A 19,279-nucleotide genomic window follows, 5' to 3' on the forward strand; every position below is an offset into this window, starting at 1 on the left:
GGTTTTATTGGGCGCTACAGTATTAAATAATCCTGCCTTATGAATATTGATTTATTGATTGCATTTCTGCAACATAAATTAAACGATGACTTGTTTACACTCGGTTTGTATCAGTGCACCCTCTCCTTTTTGGTAGCCTGTTTCATTTCGGTTGTAGCCATCCCTGTTGTCATAAAAATATCCGAATTAAAATCGCTCATGGAGAAACCTGGCGAACGCCGGTCTCACTCCACACCAACGCCTACTTTTGGAGGAATTGCCATTTATGCAGCCATTCTGATTGCTTATTTCCTATGGCCTAGCATTGACCAAACCGATATTTACCGTACAAACCTGTCAGTTGCAGGCATGACGATCTTATTTTTTATTGGTATTAAAGATGATTTAGTTGGCATCGATCCTAACAAAAAGATTCTTTTTCAGGTGCTGGCAGCTATGATTCTGATTTTCTTCGGCGATCTACGTGTTGATTATCTATATGGTATCATGGGCTTCCATCATATTCAGGAGATCATCGGCATCCTGCTAACGTGCTTCATTTTTATCGCATTAACGAATGCTATCAACCTGATCGACGGCATTGACGGACTCGCCGGAGGCATTGCCACCATTGCCAGCGGCACGTTTGGTGCTTGGTTTCTGCTGACCAATCATTTTACGATGGCGTGTTTAGCCTTTACCCTGTCGGGCGCTTTGATTGGCTTCCTGCGTTTTAACTTTTCAAAGACCAGTAAGATATTCATGGGCAATACCGGCTCATTGATTATTGGTTTTATGCTGGCTTTCTTCGCCGTACGTTTTGTCAATTTAAACGCATCTTACCGCTACGAACCAACCGCCTTTTTCAACGCACCAATTATTGCGATCGTAATTTTGATTATACCAATCTTTGATACGCTGCGTGTTTTCCTGGTAAGAATTTTAGCCGGCCGTTCACCGTTCTCCGCTGACCGTAATCACATGCACCATATTTTGCTGGACAACGGTTTATCGCATGCTAAGGCAACGGCTGTGTTGTGTGGCATGTCGTTGTTGAACACAATTCTCTTTTTCTTACTGCACAGAAACATCTCTAACACTCAATCACTGATTATTTTAGGCTGCTTATTTGGTATCTATATGATGGTGAGCTTTGTGCTTAAGATGCGAGTCATGTACGTTTCAACCCACCCACGTCGTCGCAAGGCAGTGTTACGCCGAGAGTTACAGAACGGCATAGTGAGTCGGCGTTTGGTCGATTACTTATAAACGAAACAGTATAAACAAAGAAAGCCGCCTGGTTCATCGACCAGGCGGCTTTCTTTGTTTATACTGTTCTCAACTAATACAGCACTAGAGAGACTATCTACCAAGCCGTTCCTACGTAAAAAAGAAAAATCTACGCTCACAACGCGTTTGGCATAGTAAATGTAGCAGCTTAGTCAAGCCATTAGATCATTTTACCATACCATTGAATGGCATTCGCTTAAAATAATTAGGCTATGGACGCAGCACTACAGAATGATTTTTTGACAATTATTGATTCCGCAATCACTAACCATCGGGTTGTTCAGATTAGGCACAAAAACACCTGGCGTACAATTGAACCTTATATAGCAGGTTTGTATAAAGGCACTCAAACCACAAGTCTTTATGGTTTTTGTAGAGATGTAGTTCCTACTGAACAGTCTGAAGCCAATAATCGATGGCAGCTATTTAGCCTTAATGACATCGAGGACATTGAACTCACATTGTACGAGTTTCATCCTCATTCAGATTATCTCGGCACTTACGAGTACATTCAGCCTGTTTATCTTAAACTTAACCTCTCAGACCGGTTACAAGTGAGCAGACGGTTTTAATAAGCTTATTCGTTCTGGCCGAGCTGCTAATAAGAGATAATAATTAACGACTATACAAACATTGCACATTCTGTAGTAACAATATAATCGATACAAGAGCCCCGGCCCAAATCGGGGCTTGCGCGTCTGTAGCTTGTAGGCTACGCTACGAACTTGAAGGCGTGGCTTAGAAAAAACGTTTCTTATCTAGGAGGACATTAGTACTTACCAACGACCATTACATTTTCGTTGTATAAGTGTAACAAGGTTATAAGAAGTACGTTTTTTGGGCTATGTTTATGTTAGTATGTTAAATGTTATCTCATATTGGTAAATAGCCGTTTATACAATATACAATAGAGAAATACCTTCTTATTAAAATATACTATACTTTCGCAAAGACTTTCTCCATCACCATGATAAGTTTAGATTTAACCCACCAAATGAGAATAGTTAAACAACTGCCATTTGTTGCGGAAGTTGGAACGCTGGACGACGAACGATTAATTGTTATAACGTTAGTTAACAAATTAGCCCGTTATCTACCAGTCTCTCGTGCTGTATTGAGTATAAGCGCTACTGACTTCTCTCTTGAAGCAGTAAAAGCGAGTTATCAGCGTAATGTGGTTGATTATTTGACTAGTACCCTCAAGCTTGCCGAAGAATTACAAGAAACAGCTTAATTCTTACCAGCCTGTTCAAGTCAACCCATTTATCAAACTTTTGCAAAATCATAAAAAAGCGATGGCGAAGCTCAATCAGCTTCGCCATCGCTTTTTTTGAGCGAACTCGTTACTAGGCGCTTGTGGTCTTGAGATCTTGTAATGCTTTTTCTAACGAATAGCCGACTTCTCGAAGCGACGTTAGATGAGGAACCTGATCCGGACGGGGGTTAGTGTTGATTAGTGCCTCGATGCGATTGAGCATCAATGGTATTAGTGGCTGTACATCGGCTGCTACAATATCCTTTGATGTTCCTATGGTTCGCTCAACTACATTGAGTTGATTTTTTGTATTTTCCAGTTCCATTTTTGCCTTCCTCAGTTCGAAGTGGGTATTAACTAACTTAGCCAACGCTTGCAACGACAGCAATTGATTGTCGGTTAAGGTACGAGGCCGGTTGTCAATAATGCACAATGTGCCCAGCGGATACCCATCAGGATTAACTAAGGGTACTCCTGCGTAGAAGACAATGTTTGGATAGCCAGTTGTCATTGGATTATCCGAGAAGCGGTCATCAAGCCGGGCATCGGGAACAACAAAAATCTCATCAGGATTTAAGATGGCGTGCGCGCAGAACGAGTATTCTCGCGGTGTTTCGTCCGACTTAAGACGCTGTTTTGACTTGAACCATTGCCGATCCTTGTCAATTAAGCTGATTACCGAAATCGGGGTTCGGCAAATTTCCGAAGCCAGTCGAGTTATGTCGTTATACACATCTTCCGGTAGTGTATCCAGTAGATGGTAATCTTTGAGGGCCTTGAGCCGATCAGATTCGTTGGGGGGTAATGGAGCGGAAGTCATTAATTACTTTCAACGTAAAGTTTTCGAGTGGAAAACAAGATTTATTAATATGCATTGCCGAACGTCTATTAAGCCTTGCTTCATAGATCTGTTCAGTATTGATCCGACTTACTACGTTACTAAATCCGGTAACACAATAAGTACTCATTAAAAGCTGCTTGGCATACCCTTTGCACCGAAAAACGCTTATTTACGATATGTTTGTTTAGCGACTGCTTCACATATAAACTGGCTTCTTTTACCTTAGTCACTTCCGTAACAATACGTTCTATCCGCATCGTATAAGCCAATGAAAAGAACTATTCGGAACCGAACCGTCCGCATATTACTGTTAACAGGCTTTGGCTTAACTATTCTGCTCATAACGATCCGGCACTATTACGAAGCAACCACATCTAACACAGTACGTACTAGTAACGAATCGGTGATTCAGTCGATTGGAGTATTAAACAATGCCATTGAGTTAACGCTCGAACTTAGTTATTCGCCCCATGAGCCATTGTCAAATACCACGGCTCAGGCCATCTACAAAAGTAATCGTTCGGCGCGTAACATGGCTGCTATCCGACCACTACTCGACTCGCTGGTTTCATTAACAAGCCAAACATCCGAGCTGAATCCACTGGCTCGTCGGTTACAAACTGAAGCCCAAGCCTTGCTACAAAGCGAACCAGCGGCTACTGAGCACCTCATCAGCAGCATCCTCTTTTCCTTCTCCGAATGGGCTGCCCGCTTTCGGCTGTCGTATGCGAACACAAATGTAAGCCTTCCTCCTACCGACTTACCCTTAAACCGAGCTCTACAAGGCAGGGCGGTTTCATCCCATAATCTTCGTTCGAAGACCGAAACCGGCTTTCGCTTGTTAGCCACCCCTGCAAGTCTACTCCAAAATCTGAAGGCGACATTGTTAGGGCCATATCCACCTTCCGCGACATTACTGAAGCCAACCGCAAAGAGCAGGAATTACAGCGAGCCAGCACCGTTGCCGAACAATCGCTTCAGGAACGGGAAATCTTCTTGGCTAACATCAGCCATGATATTCGCACCCCTCTAAATGCTATTTTAGGCTTCACAGAATTATTGAGTGAGAAACGATTAAAAGCGACGATTGCGTACAGTGGCATTGAAGCCATCAGATTAGTCGAGACAATGGCATTTGACCTGATTTTAATGGATATTCGAATGCCGGAAATGGATGGATACACCGCAACCCAGGTGATTCGGCAACGCCTGGCGTTGACTACACCAATTATTGCCATGACGGCCTATACTATGGTGGGTGAGCGTGAGTGGTGTCTGGCAGTTGGTATGAATGAGTATCTGTCTAAACCAATTCGCATCGAGCAAATCGATGGGGTGCTAAGTCGGTTTGTGCCAAGCGTTGCGCTGAACGCTACTTCATCAGCAACGACGCATGATACGGTCGGAGAGCCAGCCTTAATTGACCTAGCCTATCTGGAAGAAGTTACGGCTGGAGATAATGAATTACTGGCTGAGTTAGTGTCGTTATTTACTAGAGACTTACCTCGCTATCGCCTGACTCTGTTCCAGGCCATTGAAGCAAAAGACCGTCCTACGTTTAATCAGATTGCACATAAATTCAGGTCGTCGCTCAACTCATTGGCCATGCTGGGTATAGCCGAACAATTGAAAGCTCTAGAAAATGAAGATGCAGTGTTTGATTTTGAACTGGGTATTCGATTAGCGAGCTTATTTCAGGATATTAACCGGGGGGTCACTTCACTTGAACATCAGTTAGAAAATAGGCTCACAAAGTAACCAAAAAAGTTACTCTTAATTAATATAATGACCGCTAAGGATATTTTGCAGTAATCACTACTTACTTCTTTGTATGATAATTAACTTTACTAAATGGAAAGCGAATCGAAAAGCAGGTCATATACCATCTTAATTGCGGAAGACGAAACATTGGTATTGAAGATGTTGTCGTATCGGCTGCAAAAGGAAGGATACAATGTGCTCACCGCTAGTGATGGTAAGCAGGCCATGGAATGTCTCCGGACAAGCACACCCGATTTGGTCATTACAGACTTGATGATGCCTTATCATAATGGGTTAGAGGTTCTGGAGTACGTGAAGAAATCGCTCGGTAATTGCATACCAGTCATTGTGCTTTCGGCTTCCGGGCAGGAACCAACCGTACTGAAAGCGTTTAGTCTCGGTGCGGACGATTTCGCCTTAAAGCCTTTCAGCCCGAATGAATTAGTTCATCGCGTCCGTAAGCATTTAGGCATTGCCTGACCACCTAATTAGTGATCAGGGCGTATCTTTAAGCATTTATCCCAGTAGCTATTCACTCTCCTATCACTGCCTTATACCTTAATGAAATTTTCATTAACGAAACGCTTATACATTGGTTTTTCGGTTGCCATTTTGCTGGTTTTGCTGATTGGCATACTTTCTTATAAGACCTTCCAGCGACAATCGGAGGCCGGTAATTGGGTCAAGCATACGTATCAAGTTCTGAATAAGGCGGGCATGATCGAAAAGCTGGTGGTTGATATGGAAACCGGCCGTATCGGTTACCGCAGCACGGGCGTAAGGCAGTTTCTGAAACCGTATGACGACGCATTACTAAATATCAAACCGGTTCTTAACGACCTTAAATCATTAACAGCCGATAACGTTGTTCAGACCGAACGAATCAGCCGGATCGCGTCTAACGTAGAGACATTGCTGGAATTTTGGAACCGGCAGGCAGATGGCAAGCTCAGTCAATATGACCAGAAAGCCTTTGTTGATCTCATCACTCGCCAAAAAGAGTTTATTAAACTTATCCGAGACGAATTAGACCAGGTTGTCAATACCGAACGCATACTCCTGAACCAGCGCGAGGAACAAAATAAAAGATCTATTGAACAAGCGACATACGGAGTCGTCCTGGGCACGTTTCTGACGTTATTGATTGTGCTGACCCTTATCTATTTTACCATTCGGGAGTTCAATAACCACCGTAAGGCAGAAGCTATCCTTCAGGAAAATTATGAGGAGCTTGAACACCTGAACCAGATTAGCACAGAGAAAAACTGGCTGCTGACGGGCATGTCAGTTATTAACGACAGTCTGCAGGATACGAGCAACGTCAGGTCGCTAACGCAATCCATTCTGAAAACCGTCACCAAGTATCTGGATGTGCCAGCGAGTGCGTTTTATTGCTACAGCCCTAAACACTCTCAGCTACAAATCAACGCTTCTGTTGCCCTGCCCGATCATGCCAAGCATACGTATCAACTAGGAATAGGGGTGGTGGGGCAGGCTGCTACAGAACGCTCGCTAACGGTAGTAAACGACGTACCACCTGACTTCTGGGTGGTCGAAGCCGGTAGTGGGCAGGCATTACCGGGGCAGGTCGTTTGTTTACCCCTGTGGTATAACAAAGAGCTAAAAGGGGTTATCGAACTTGCCGCCTTTCGTCCATTGAACGAGCAGGCGCTACTGCTGCTCAAATCGGTTGCCAACAATGTTGCGGTAGCCATCAACGCAGCCGAAGATCACGAGAAAGTAATGAACCTGTTGCAACAGGTTCAGGAACAAAAAGAAGAGCTGGAAAACCAACAGGAAGAGCTTCAGCAGTCGAACGATGAGCTTACTCGGCAGGCCGAGATTCTTCACATTTCAGAGCAGGAGTTAAAAGTTCAGGAGGAAGAACTTCGCCAGATCAATGACGAGCTACTGGAACGGAACAAAACAATAGAAATAGCCCGTAAGGAGCTAACCGAAAAGGCGAAAGAACTGGAAATTAACAGCCGATTTAAGTCGGAGTTCTTGGCTAACATGTCGCACGAACTACGCACTCCTCTCAACAGCGTATTGATTTTGGCTCGGTTGCTGTCGGAGAACAAACAGTTCAACCTGACCGATAAGCAGATTGAATACGCCAAGATCATTCACAAGTCGGGCGCTGATTTACTCGAACTTATCAACGACATTCTCGATCTATCAAAGATTGAAGCTGGCAAAATCGAGCTCGTGTTTGAAGAGGCCCCCGTAAAAGGTATCGTCGACGACATTACTCAGTTATTCGGCGTTCTTGCCGACGAAAAAGGCATCCAGTTGTCAACCCGTGTTGATCCGTTGGTGCCCAAAGCCATTCGGACGGACAAACAGCGCCTTGAGCAAGTAATTAAAAACTTGCTATCGAATGCCTTCAAGTTTACCTCAAAAGGAGGTTCCGTTACGCTATCCTTGCAACTTATCGACCAACGCCCGGCTTCTTTCAAAGGGAATCTGACTATGGCGCAGCAGGTAATAGCCATTTCGGTAACGGATACAGGAATTGGTATCCCGCCCGAAAAACAGCAAATAATTTTTGAAGCTTTTCAACAGGTCGATGGCTCAATCAGCCGCAAGTTTGGTGGCACGGGCCTTGGCCTCTCCATCAGTAAAGAGCTCATTCGGAAACTGGGTGGCGAACTCGGCCTGCAAAGTGAAATTGGCAAGGGCAGTACGTTCACAATCTACTTACCCATAACCCTCACAGCAGAAGTCGATCAACCAGCGCCTACCGATGCTCCACAAATTACCCTGGCCGCTATACCGGAATCGGTCGCGCCAGCTCGCCCGTCTGACGATCGGCACAGCCTCACTCCGGGCCAAAAGGTGATTTTGATCATTGAAGATGACCCCGCCTTTGCCAGCATCATTCGGGATTTTGCCCGGGAAAAAAACTTTAAAACAATCATTGCCCTGCGAGGTGACGAAGGCTTACAATATGCACGTCAGTACACTCCCTCCGCCATTATTCTCGACATGGGCCTTCCCGTGGTCAACGGTTGGGATTTGCTTAAAATCATGAAAAACGAAGATGCCTTAAAGCATATTCCTGTTCATGTTATCTCCGCAATTGATAGTCCCGCAACCGTCAACGACGATATTCTGGCGTATACCACAAAACCAGTTGACAAGAAAGATCTGGAAAACGTATTGGCTGTTATCAGCAGCCACCTGGATGGCGAAGGAAAGAAAGGGTTAGTACTGGCCGGTACTTATTTAACCAAAACGTCGCTGATGCCGTTGATTGACAAACGGCATATTAACCTCGAATGTGACTACGTCAATACGTTGCAGGAGGCCCAGCAAAAGGTTAGCCAGCAAGCGTACGACTGCATCATTGCCGATATTGGACAAGACGTCGAGCAGGGCATCGCCGACCTCAATGCCTTGCAGCAGGCAGTCGCTCCCCGTGAGGTTCCGTTCATTATCTACCTCGATAAAGACTTATCTCGCAGTGCCGAACGCGAACTCAACAAAATTTCCAGCGTAATCATCCGTGATTCTTCGCTATCCAAAGACCGGCTCATGGACGAGCTCGAACTGTTCTTTCATAAGATTCACCAGCTTGAAACGGCCCCTACGCCTGAACGTCCGCAGAATGACTCGTTTGATGAAGGCATGCAAGGCCGAAAGGTCTTACTCGTGGACGATGACATGCGTAATGTGTTTGCGTTGAGTACGCTATTAGAGGCTAATCAAATGACGGTTGTAACGGCTGGCGATGGCCAGGAAGCCCTCAACCTGCTCAACAAGCATACCGACACTGCACTGGTGCTAATGGACATTATGATGCCGGAAATGGACGGCTACGAAGCGACTCGACGTATTCGTGCCGATCGGCGATTCATGAACCTGCCCGTTATTGCCCTTACCGCCAAAGCCATGACGGGCGACCGGGAAAAATGTATCGAAGCGGGAGCCTCCGATTACATCACCAAGCCGGTTGACAGTACACAATTGTTCTCCCTGATGCGGGTTTGGCTCTCCTAAATTCAGCCCATGAATAGCCTAAACGACAGGGGTGAGGGTGAACTGGATGACCTAATTAACGTAATTAAGGAAGTGTATGGTTATGACTTCAGTAATTACGCTAAATCGTCATTTTGGCGCCGTGTGCAGCGCCTGATGGCAAAAGCCCGCGTTGGCTCTGTGCACGAGATGGTACAGCAATTGTTAGTAGATAAGCCATTTTTCGACTGGTTTCTGGAGTCGGTTACCGTTAACGTCACCGAAATGTTTCGCGACCCCGACTTTTACAAAGAGTTGCGGACAAACGTTATTCCAACTTTAGCCTCCTACCCGACCATTAAGGTCTGGCATGCGGGATGTTCAACGGGCGAAGAAGTCTACTCCATGGCCATTCTGCTTTGGGAAGCAGGTCTGCTGAATCGCACACGTATATACGCCACCGATATCAATCCCGCAAATATTGAGAAAGCCCATCAGGGTATCATTCCATTAGCCAGCCTGAAAGAGTACACTACCAATTACCGTCAGTCGGGAGGTACCAACGACTTTTCGACCTATTACACGGGTCGGTACGACCAGGCCATTATTCACAAAGAGTTGCGAAAAAACATAGTTTTTCATCAACATAATCTGGTGACAGACCAGGTTTTTAACGAGTTTAACTTAATATGCTGCCGAAATGTATTGATTTACTTTAACAAAGAGCTACAGGACCGAGTCTTTCGCTTGTTTTTCGACAGTCTCGTTCCCTTAGGGTATCTGGCTACCGGTCTAAAAGAATCCCTGATGTTTACTAGTATCAACACAGAATTTGATACGATTAGTCAGCCATCCAAGATTTTTCGGCGCAAAGCTTGACACACTCATACTCCATACGACGTGGTGAACCTTTTTGATTGGTCACCCCCATTTTATGAATACAACAGAACAACCGAACGAGTTTACTATCCTGCTGGTCGATGATCGACCCGAGAATCTGATCTCACTTGAAGATATGCTGGCTCGGCCCGGTCGGGCCTTCTTAAAAGCCGATTCGGGCAACGAAGCCCTCCGACAGGTGCTAAAAAATCAGCAAATCGGCTTAATCATGCTCGATGTTCAAATGCCTGATATGGATGGGTTTGAAGTTGCCAAGTTGTTGAAGTCTAACCCTAAAACGCGCGACATCTCCATTATCTTCGTTACTGCCCTTAGCACAGAAGATCAGTACGTCTTGAAAGGATTCGAAGAAGGCGCTGTCGATTACTTACAAAAGCCATTAGATATCAACGTAACGAAAGCTAAAGTCAACGTTTTTGAAAAACTTTACTTCTATCAGCAGAACTTAAAAAATACGGTTAGCGAATTAGACAAGATCAACAAGCAGTTAGAACGCTTTGTCTATGTCGTTGCTCATGATCTCAAATCGCCCTTAACTGGCTTGATTGCCGCTTTATCGCTCCTAGAGATGCGCAATGAAGACGGTCACTTCGTGAAAGAGGAGGCCCTAGAGTACACTAATCTGGCAAAATCAGCCGCTTATCACATGTCAACCATGATCAGCGAATTGCTGGAGTACTCACGCCAAAGCATTGATCAGCAGGCGCTGGAAGAAGTCAACGTTCAGGAGTTGGTGACCCAAATTGCTCGTTTACTGTTTCCTCCGCAGCACGTTCGCATTCACATCATCGAGCCAATGCCGGTTCTCAAAACCCGACGCATGAAACTACAGCAGGTGTTGCAAAACCTGATCAGTAATGCCGTCAAATACAACGACAAACCGGCCGGGCTCATCGAAGTCGGCTGCCGAGACAAGGGCGATCTGGTCGAATTTTTTGTGAGAGACAATGGACCTGGCATTGCCGACGCCGATCAGGCCAGTATCTTTAATCTCTTTCGACGGGGCGACAATGAATCAGCTACGGAAAGCAGCACCGGTGTCGGCCTGAATATCTTGAAAATGCTGGTTGAAGAACAGAATGGTAAAATTCGTGTGGAGTCTATATTAGGGAAAGGTAGTACGTTCTTTTTTGAATGGACGAAGTAGTTAGCCTCTCCAAAAACGCTCATTTTACTTCAGCTTTATTTAATGACGGGGCGAACCGGTCAACTTAAGGTCGCTTTTGTTGTGACTAGTGCTTTACGGTTCTTCTGTTTTTTTCTTCGTTTTTTCCGGCTCCGGCGTCTGTTTTCCCACCAGAGAACGAAGATGCTCAAACTGACTACGCTTACAGTCATTGCCCCTGTTACATATATTCCTGGGTTGTCCATGATACAATTACGAGTTGAAGTAATTGTCAGAACAGCCTACTCATCTATCATTGTGAAACTATATTCAGTCGTTGAGAAGCGACCAATTAATCAGTAGCTACTTAGAGCTCTTTCCTCCTAAAAGCCATAACGTACTGCACTACTGCAACAAAAAAGCCCGACTGACACTGTGTCAATCGGACTGGTGCTTCTAACCAAGTGATGAGAGATTCTGACCAGCATGTAACATCAGTAGCACCAAAAAGGTACGTTAACAACGCTCAAGGATGAGGATTCGGCCCTAAAAAGCCCGACTACCAAAGCAATCGGGCTGGCCTTTCCAAGCCGGTGAGTAACTTCATCACTATAAAACCACAACGTTTGCAGGAAAACTATGTTTTTAAGCTATCTGCTCTAAACCCGCCAAAAGTTCATAATTTCTGCTGATGTAACCTGATTATAAATTGTCGTTAATTCGGCCATCAGTTGGATTCTGACGAATTCAGTAGTAAATATCGACTTGAATGAGTTAAGGCCATCGAGACCGTCATTCCATTGTCGGCTGACGCCAAAGCTGAAACGCTTTATCTAGACCAGACTATTAATGAAGCAGAAATTACCGAAGCGTTCAAATACGTTTGGTATTATCGCTACTATCCTGGGCCTAACGGCGTTTATGGTTCCTCGCCCCCTGTTACTGGCTTGTTTAGTGACCCTAACCCCACTGATTGCTCTTAGCTTCCTACGGGACCGCACTAAGCTACTTAGCTTCATGGCTACGTCTCTGGCGTTGGGTTTGTTGTACCTGGCCATTCAAGAAAAAGACAAAGGCGTTAGTATGTACGAGGTAAAGTACGAAGTCAACGGTAAAAACTGCCTTATTGAATACACCGATGCAACCGGTGGTACAATTCAGGAGATGAACGAATCAGGTATCTGGATCAAGAAAATGCAGATGAAGGGGGATGTTTTCATTCATCTAAGCGCTCGAAGCAAGGACAGCACCTCTAAGGTGCTAGCTGTAATTTTCGTAAACGACAAGCCAATCGAGGTCGAATCGGCTTCGGGAGCTTATGCTACTGCCAGTGTGAGTTGCCAGCCCCAAGATGTTACTGATAAGTAAAAGCTCGTCTTATGGACTAGTACTAAAAACGCCGAACTCGTAGCGATCCGGCGTTTCCCCAACAATTCATCTTAACTTAAACACTCCCTCTGGTAAACCAGCTAAAAGTTCACCATAAAGACACATAAGCCAGGTGAATGTTGCACAATGTGAGAAGCCTTCTTTCCGCAAAAGAAAGCAGCAAATAGATCTGAAGTTATTATTCAGAAGAATCTTTTCCTTTTTTCACAATAGCGTATGGGAAATGCAAACAACGTAAATAATTATGAGCATTCTGAAATCTAAATTTACTTTTTAGCCGTAAAGTGTCTTGAAAACCACTTCTTTAGATGAACATTACGGAGTACGCGCTGAACCGGCTTACGACCCCACAATTAGCCCGGTTTGCTTCTTCCCACGCCACTTTGCTTGCTAACGTCGAGCGGCCAACATTTAAGCTCGCCCTTTATCACTTGGAGGGACACTTTGTTGAAATTGGCTATTGTGCAAAAAAGCAGGCTGATAGCCCCAGCTGGGAGTTATATTCAGCTAATCACTTTCCGGATACGCCAGCCAACACAAAGTATCTGAACATTTATCTAAAGCAGATTGAACTAGGAGCCCACTGAACAAGTCATCAAAACCGGGCTCTTCGTAGATTATCTAAACCGATATTTAATTAGAGGGTGTCCGCTTTAAATGCTGCAACAAAGGCAAGCTAGTTACTTTAAGCTTCTTTCAATCAGACCATAGCATGAGTGAGTAAGTGGCACTGTGGCGAATAACCGATATTCGTCCGGATGAATATTTTCTCTAAAACTTACAAAGCGAAACTTTACAAGTTAAAGGAATAAACCAAACAAAAAAAGCCAACTAGCCCTAAAGCTAACCGGCTCAATATCAGTGTGATCCCGAAGCGATTCGAACGCTTGACCGTCTGCTTAGAAGGCAGATGCTCTATCCAGCTGAGCTACAGGACCAAATAAAAAAAGTTTACAGCTTTGAGTTCGCAGTTTACAGCAAAAACTGAAAACTATAAACTTTAAAACTGTAAACTTTTAGTGTCGGGGTGGCAGGATTCGAACCTACGACCTCCTGCTCCCAAAGCAGGCGCGATACCGGGCTACGCTACACCCCGAAAATCTGAGCTGCAAAGATAGAGAAACTTTATTATCTCTGCAACCTATAAACCTTTTTTAATTGGTTTGCGGAGAGAGAGGGATTCGAACCCTCGGTACCGTTACCAGTACGACAGTTTAGCAAACTGTTCCTTTCGGCCTCTCAGGCATCTCTCCGGATCAACCATTCAGTAGCTGAACGATTGGGACACAAAGATAGAGGGATTGAATCTTTTCAACAATAGTCTCGGCACAAAATCTTTTCAAAATCGCTAATTTCGGCCTTTCTGATGCAATAGACGATAACGTTCTAGGCTTGCATTAGCTTGATTATTACGCTGAATGAGTTGGTTATATCCATTTTCGAGAACCGAACTTTTTTTTATTGGGATGTTTATCATCCTCTACGGCTTCTACGTTTGGCGTACGTTTCGACTGGCCAACCAACTCAATACGTCAGCCTGGGGTGTTATCCCTAAATTCTTTCTCCGCAGTAGTTATCTAACGTTATTAATTATCGCATTACTAGGCCCCTCTTTCGGCGAAGTCGATGGAGATGTCGCTACGGCTGGCCGGGATGCTTTTTTTATTGTCGACGTATCACGCTCGATGGATGCTGGCGATATTGTGCCGACGCGATTGGAGCGGATAAAATATGATGTGCAACAACTGTGCGACACGTTACCCGCTGACCGATTCGGCCTTATACTGACTTCGTCGGAATCGTTTGTGCTGTCTCCGCTGACGGCGGACCATGATGCGCTTAAACAGTTCATGCGTGATGTTCATACGAGTGTTTCGCCAACGGGTGGCACAGACCTGTGCAGTGCGATCGAGCTCGCCCGTCAGAAACTGTTAACTGATCCGTCGACCCGCCAAAGCACGAAAGCGATTATCCTATTCAGCGATGGCGAGAACTTTGCCCCTTGTGACCGAGCTAGTCTGGCCCGACTACGCATGTTTGGCTTGCCACTCATTACGGTGGGTGTTGGCACTGAAGCAGGCGCGTCGATTCGTAGGGGTAAGGATTTTATTCGTGATAATGATCGACAGATTGTGCGAAGTCGCCTAAACCGTACGTTTTTGCAGGAACTAGCCCGCGACGGCCGAGGACAGTATGTAGAAGCTGACCCTGACGGGCGTTACGTGAATGAGCTATCAGGTATAATACGCTCATTACGCGGGCGGGTGGTCGATCAGCAGCGAGTAGCCGTGTCTACTAATAAGTACTATTATTTTGTCCTCATTGCGTTAATATTGGTCGCCCTCGATCTGATTGTAACGATCCGTACGTTTCGTTTGTGAGTTGATCTCGGGGTTTCGTCTTATTTTTGGCCGGTCGTACGTTAGCATAGCATGATCTATTTGTTCATCGTTGCCTGGCTCTGGTGGAACGAACCGCTACCTATGAACCAGATTTCTCAGAATAACGAAGCTCGTCGGCAAGCGGAAGCGGCTTACCGGGCGGGTTACTATGTGCAGGCCCTTACGCTATACACTTATCTAAGCCGTGTAACAACAACCATTGATCCGGCTGTTCGCTTAAATTTGGGACACACCTATTTTCAATTAAAGCGCTATGCCAAAGCAAGACCTCAATATGAGACGCTGCTTCGGTCAGATCGACCGGATCTGCGGACCGTAGCGGCTACCCAACTGGGCGTTATGGCTTGCCTGGAAGGCGACAGTGCTACGGCTCTTAGCTTATTTGAACAAGCCCTCCTGGAAAACGCCGACAATGAACCCGCACGATACAATTTTGAGTTAGTAAAGAAGTACTACTCGGGCAAAATGCCGTCAACAAACCCGCATCAGAAGCCATCGAAACGAAAGCCTCAGATGGTTAATAAGCCTCAGCCTTCGGGTGGGCAACAGGTAGAACGGTCGGCTCGACAGGATGAACTGCTGCGCCGGTTTCAACGCATGGACCTAAACGAAGAGCAAGCGTTGCAACTGCTCGATGCGATGCAAAACGATGACCTGCCCTATGCGCTGACTCGTTCGGCGCGGCAGTCAACAAAACCAGCACCAAGTGGCAACCGCTGGTAAACAACAAGACGTACATCAAAACCACTCATGAACGAAGTCGTAATTATTTCCGCTGTCCGAACGCCGATTGGCGGTTTCGGCGGTGTTTTGTCAACACTATCGGCCACTGACTTGGGCGCAGCTGCCATTCAGGGGGCGCTCACTCGGGCGGGTGTTCAGCCCGACCAGGTCCAGGAAGTGTATATGGGTAATGTCGTTTCAGCCAACGTCGGGCAGGCGCCGGCCAAGCAAGCGGCTCTCAAAGCAGGATTACCGGCTAATATTCCCTGTACAACGATTAATAAGGTGTGTGCTTCGGGAACTAAAGCTATTATGCTGGCCGCCCAAACGATTCAGTTAGGGCAGGCCGACATTATTGTGGCGGGTGGTATGGAAAGCATGTCCAACACGCCTTACTATGTTCCCAAAGCGCGGTTTGGTTATAAATACGGGAATGCAGAATTGGTAGACGGCCTGGCTCGCGACGGTCTGGTGGACGTCTATGATCAATGTGCGATGGGCGTATTTGCGGACCAAACGGCCACTAAATACGGAATTAGTCGCGACGCTCAGGACGCGTACACGGTTCAATCGTACAAGCGGGCCGAAGCCAGCACGCAAAGCGGTCGGTTCAGCGCCGAAATTGTGCCGGTCGAGGTGGCCAGTCGGAAAGGCACCGTTACGGTCAGTGAAGACGAAGAATATAAGAACGTGATCTACGACAAAATTCCGACCCTGAAAGCGGCTTTTACGCCCGACGGTACCGTTACGCCCGCCAGTTCGTCGCCCATTAGTGATGGAGCGTCGGCACTGGTGATTATGAGCCGTCGCAAAGCCGACGAACTGGGGCTTACACCTCTGGCGCGGATACTAGCGTATGCCGATGCTGAGCAAGAGCCACAGTGGTTTACGACCGCCCCTACCAAAGCTGTACCTCTTGCACTGGAACGCGCTGGACTAAAGGCTGATGACATCGACTTCTTCGAGGTTAACGAAGCCTTCGCTGTCGTTCCTTTAACGTTTAGCAAAGTGCTGGGTGTACCGCAGGAAAAATTAAATGTATTCGGTGGCGCTGTGTCCATAGGCCATCCGTTAGGAGCATCAGGGGCCAGAATTGTAACGACACTGACTAACGTGCTGCAACAGCATGAAGGCCGTTATGGTGCAGTCGGCATCTGCAATGGGGGCGGTGGCGCATCGGCCATTGTCATCGAAAAACTGTAATTTTACGGGTGACCTCGTGCTAGCCGGTACGAGGTCACTTTTTATTGATAGATAATGACCAAGACTCTAAACGCTATTCAGGAAACCAACTTCCAGTTTCCTGGCCAGACAGGCTTCTACCGCGGTAAGGTTCGGGATGTATATTCCTTCCCTGACAAACTAATTATGATTGCGTCGGACCGCATTTCGGCTTTTGACGTAGTGCTGCCCCGGCCTATTCCGTTCAAGGGGCAGGTGCTGAACCAAACGGCAGCCTATTTTCTGAAAGCCACGGCTGATATTGTACCGAACTGGCTATTGGAAGTGCCTGACCCGAACGCAAGTATTGGTCTCAACTGTGCCCCTTATGCCGTTGAGATGGTGGTACGGGGCTATCTGGCGGGTCATGCCTGGCGTGAGTACCGCGATGGACGCCGAATGCTTTGCGGGGTAGCATTACCCGACGGATTGCGGGAAAATGACCGCTTCCCTACGCCAATTATTACCCCTTCAACCAAAGCGCACGAAGGCCACGATGAAGACATTAGCCGCGAAGAAATCCTGAGCCGGGGCATTGTGAGCGAAAATGAGTACATTCAATTAGAGCGCTACGCCCTGGCTTTGTTTGAGCGGGGAACGGCGATGGCCGCCGAACGGGGCCTGATCCTGGTCGACACCAAATACGAATTTGGCAATCTGGACGGCAACGTGTACTTGATTGATGAAGTACACACGCCCGATTCGTCAAGGTATTTTTACGCCGATACGTACCAGGCTAACCTTCAGGCCAACCAGCCCCAGAAGCAACTGTCGAAGGAGTTTGTGAGAGAGTGGTTGATTGCAAACGGCTTTCAGGGAAAGACTGGTCAGACAGTTCCGACTATGTCCGATGAATGGGTAAACCAAATCTCTCAGCGCTACATTGAACTGTTTGAGACCGTTACGGGTCAATCGTTTCAGCCCGCCGAAGGCTCTGACTCACTTTCGCGTATTGAATCCGCCATTTTGAGGACACTTACTAAGTAATGGGCTTCGTTACTAACCATCAGTAGGTATTCCTAAACATCCTTTCTATTCTGAAGTATTCCTTCTACTATGAATTACACCATTGAAAAAAACGAACAATACGCGCTGATTCGCCTGGCCGAAAGTGCATTCGAAGGGGACGTTCCCGCCGAATTTGAGACCTTAAGCCGAGTGCTGTTTCGAGAAGGATACAGCAATATCATTGTGGATATGACGCCCCTGCAATCGGTCGACATGGCCGGTGTCAATACAATCCGAAAAATAAACCGGCAATGCACAAATGAAGTTGGGTTGTTGGTGTTGGTTACGAAGAACGATACCCTGATTGAATTTTTAGATAAAGCCAGTATCAGCGATCTAACTATCTTGCCAACGGTGGAAGAAGCAATCGATGCTGTTTTCATGAATGAGCTGGAAAACGATTTTAGGAGCGAAAACGACGATGAGTACGACGCCGGATGATGCATCGGCCGCGGCTACACCGGACATAATGGGCCAGCCAGCAACGGAACGCCACCGTTCGGCTCATTTACCATTTACACTCACTATACTGGGTGCCGGGTCAGCCACGCCCACGTTACGTCTCTCGCCAACGGCTCAGTTGCTCACCGTCGGCAGCGACTATATGCTCGTTGACTGTGGAGAAGGCACGCAGCTCCGACTGATAGAGCAAAAGATCCGGCCGGGACGCTTACGCTATATTTTTATCAGCCACCTGCACGGCGATCATTATTTTGGGCTAGCCCCTCTCCTATCAACCTTGAATCTGGGCGGACGTACTGAAGATCTGTATCTCTTCGGGCCGCGCGGCTTGGATGAGGTGCTGACGACTATCTTTCGCGTTTCGGATTCCAGATTAGGCTATAAGCTTCACTTTCAAGCCATAAATCCTGACCAGTCGGCGCTCCTGCTCGATCATCCGCAGGTAACGGTCGAGTCGGTTCCCCTACAACACCGCATTGACTGCACGGGTTACCTTTTCCGGGAAAAGCCGCACAAGCCACATCTACTACGTGAAAAGTTACCAGCTGATGTACCAGTGGAGTACTTAAAGCAGTTGAAAGACGGTCAGGACATTGTTGACGCGGACGGCAAAATCATGTATGCCGTTGCCGATTATACCGAGCCCGGCCCTCCTGCCCGTTCATTTGCGTTCTGCTCCGACACCCGTTACGTTGAAGCGCTAATCCCTCAGCTTCAGGGCGTAGACTTGCTCTATCACGAAGCAACGTTTTTGGAAGATAATGCCCAACGAGCGGCCGAAGTCTATCACTCCACAGCTAAACAGGCAGCTACGATTGCCGCTAAGGCTAAAGTCGGACGGCTGCTGATCGGTCATTTTTCATCGCGCTACAAACAGTTCGAGCCCTTTCTGGAAGAAGCCCGTACCGTTTTTCCAGAAACGTACCTGGCGATTGAAGGAGAGACCATCGACATAGGCAAACCATAGGTCATACACCGATTCT

The 19,279-nt window shown here is 46.6% G+C and carries 17 protein-coding genes and 3 tRNA genes; 16 read left to right on the forward strand and 4 right to left on the reverse strand.

From position 1 onward, the window contains the following. Positions 1 to 39 precede the first annotated feature (39 nt). Both ACFSUS_RS02300 and ACFSUS_RS02305 read left to right on the forward strand, forming a co-directional pair. Complete coding sequence (locus tag ACFSUS_RS02300) at positions 40 to 1,248, forward strand: glycosyltransferase family 4 protein (RefSeq protein WP_381518478.1); 1,209 nt, start codon at positions 40 to 42, stop codon at positions 1,246 to 1,248. 988 nt (positions 1,249 to 2,236) lie between these two features. Continuing rightward, positions 2,237 to 2,503, forward strand: coding sequence for a hypothetical protein (locus ACFSUS_RS02305; RefSeq protein ID WP_381518481.1), 267 nt, complete (start codon positions 2,237 to 2,239; stop codon positions 2,501 to 2,503). 112 nt (positions 2,504 to 2,615) lie between these two features. Here the strand turns inward: ACFSUS_RS02305 and ACFSUS_RS02310 are convergent, their stop codons facing one another. Continuing rightward, positions 2,616 to 3,344 carry a GAF domain-containing protein gene (locus ACFSUS_RS02310; protein WP_381518484.1) on the reverse strand — a complete coding sequence of 243 codons (729 nt, stop codon included), beginning with the start codon at positions 3,342 to 3,344 and terminating at the stop codon, positions 2,616 to 2,618. A gap of 289 nt (positions 3,345 to 3,633) precedes the next feature. Between ACFSUS_RS02310 and ACFSUS_RS02315 the strand changes: the two genes are divergently transcribed. The 8 genes from ACFSUS_RS02315 to ACFSUS_RS02350 all read left to right on the forward strand — a co-directional run bounded on the left by ACFSUS_RS02315 (position 3,634) and on the right by ACFSUS_RS02350 (position 13,067). Continuing rightward, complete coding sequence (locus ACFSUS_RS02315; RefSeq protein ID WP_381518486.1) at positions 3,634 to 4,398, forward strand: hypothetical protein; 765 nt, start codon at positions 3,634 to 3,636, stop codon at positions 4,396 to 4,398. Then, on the forward strand, positions 4,362 to 5,123 hold the full coding sequence (locus ACFSUS_RS02320) for a response regulator (protein WP_381518489.1): 762 nt from the start codon (positions 4,362 to 4,364) through the stop codon (positions 5,121 to 5,123). Before ACFSUS_RS02315 ends, ACFSUS_RS02320 begins: the two co-directional genes overlap by 37 nt. A gap of 93 nt (positions 5,124 to 5,216) precedes the next feature. Continuing rightward, positions 5,217 to 5,606, forward strand: coding sequence for a response regulator transcription factor (locus ACFSUS_RS02325; protein ID WP_381518492.1), 390 nt, complete (start codon positions 5,217 to 5,219; stop codon positions 5,604 to 5,606). 81 nt (positions 5,607 to 5,687) lie between these two features. Then, on the forward strand, positions 5,688 to 9,128 hold the full coding sequence (locus ACFSUS_RS02330) for a response regulator (RefSeq protein WP_381518494.1): 3,441 nt from the start codon (positions 5,688 to 5,690) through the stop codon (positions 9,126 to 9,128). A gap of 9 nt (positions 9,129 to 9,137) precedes the next feature. Beyond that, a complete protein-coding gene (locus ACFSUS_RS02335) occupies positions 9,138 to 9,965 on the forward strand; it encodes a CheR family methyltransferase (protein WP_381518497.1) in 828 nt (275 codons plus the stop codon). Positions 9,966 to 10,020: 55 nt separating this feature from the next. Beyond that, a complete protein-coding gene (locus ACFSUS_RS02340) occupies positions 10,021 to 11,133 on the forward strand; it encodes a sensor histidine kinase (protein WP_381518500.1) in 1,113 nt (370 codons plus the stop codon). A gap of 807 nt (positions 11,134 to 11,940) precedes the next feature. Then, positions 11,941 to 12,459, forward strand: a complete 519-nt coding sequence (locus ACFSUS_RS02345) for a hypothetical protein (RefSeq protein WP_381518503.1) — start codon at positions 11,941 to 11,943, stop codon at positions 12,457 to 12,459. 329 nt (positions 12,460 to 12,788) lie between these two features. Beyond that, the gene (locus ACFSUS_RS02350) at positions 12,789 to 13,067 is read left to right on the forward strand and encodes a hypothetical protein (protein WP_381518506.1); all 279 of its coding nucleotides are present in this window, start codon (positions 12,789 to 12,791) and stop codon (positions 13,065 to 13,067) included. 277 nt (positions 13,068 to 13,344) lie between these two features. Here the strand turns inward: ACFSUS_RS02350 and ACFSUS_RS02355 are convergent. From ACFSUS_RS02355 to ACFSUS_RS02365, 3 genes are all read right to left on the reverse strand, one after another. After that, positions 13,345 to 13,418: transfer RNA gene (locus tag ACFSUS_RS02355), tRNA-Arg, on the reverse strand. A gap of 84 nt (positions 13,419 to 13,502) precedes the next feature. Further along, positions 13,503 to 13,576, reverse strand: a tRNA-Pro gene (locus tag ACFSUS_RS02360). A gap of 70 nt (positions 13,577 to 13,646) precedes the next feature. Further along, positions 13,647 to 13,733: transfer RNA gene (locus ACFSUS_RS02365), tRNA-Ser, on the reverse strand. Positions 13,734 to 13,946: 213 nt separating this feature from the next. Between ACFSUS_RS02365 and ACFSUS_RS02370 the strand changes: the two genes are divergently transcribed. From ACFSUS_RS02370 to ACFSUS_RS02395, 6 genes are all read left to right on the forward strand, one after another. After that, positions 13,947 to 14,861 carry a vWA domain-containing protein gene (locus tag ACFSUS_RS02370; protein ID WP_381518508.1) on the forward strand — a complete coding sequence of 305 codons (915 nt, stop codon included), beginning with the start codon at positions 13,947 to 13,949 and terminating at the stop codon, positions 14,859 to 14,861. Between the two features lie 51 nt (positions 14,862 to 14,912). Further along, entirely contained in the window at positions 14,913 to 15,605 is a 693-nt protein-coding gene (locus tag ACFSUS_RS02375) for a tetratricopeptide repeat protein (protein ID WP_381518511.1), read from the forward strand. Positions 15,606 to 15,632: 27 nt separating this feature from the next. Continuing rightward, the gene (locus tag ACFSUS_RS02380; protein WP_381518514.1) at positions 15,633 to 16,808 is read left to right on the forward strand and encodes an acetyl-CoA C-acyltransferase; all 1,176 of its coding nucleotides are present in this window, start codon (positions 15,633 to 15,635) and stop codon (positions 16,806 to 16,808) included. Between the two features lie 54 nt (positions 16,809 to 16,862). Then, on the forward strand, positions 16,863 to 17,813 hold the full coding sequence (locus ACFSUS_RS02385) for a phosphoribosylaminoimidazolesuccinocarboxamide synthase (protein ID WP_381518517.1): 951 nt from the start codon (positions 16,863 to 16,865) through the stop codon (positions 17,811 to 17,813). Between the two features lie 69 nt (positions 17,814 to 17,882). Beyond that, the gene (locus tag ACFSUS_RS02390; RefSeq protein WP_381518520.1) at positions 17,883 to 18,275 is read left to right on the forward strand and encodes an STAS domain-containing protein; all 393 of its coding nucleotides are present in this window, start codon (positions 17,883 to 17,885) and stop codon (positions 18,273 to 18,275) included. Positions 18,276 to 18,303: 28 nt separating this feature from the next. Continuing rightward, positions 18,304 to 19,263, forward strand: a complete 960-nt coding sequence (locus tag ACFSUS_RS02395; protein ID WP_381519153.1) for a ribonuclease Z — start codon at positions 18,304 to 18,306, stop codon at positions 19,261 to 19,263. The last annotated feature ends 16 nt before the right edge of the window (positions 19,264 to 19,279 follow it).

This window comes from Spirosoma soli, from assembly GCF_042684525.1.
GTDB classification, from domain to species: Bacteria; Bacteroidota; Bacteroidia; order Cytophagales; family Spirosomataceae; genus Spirosoma; species Spirosoma soli.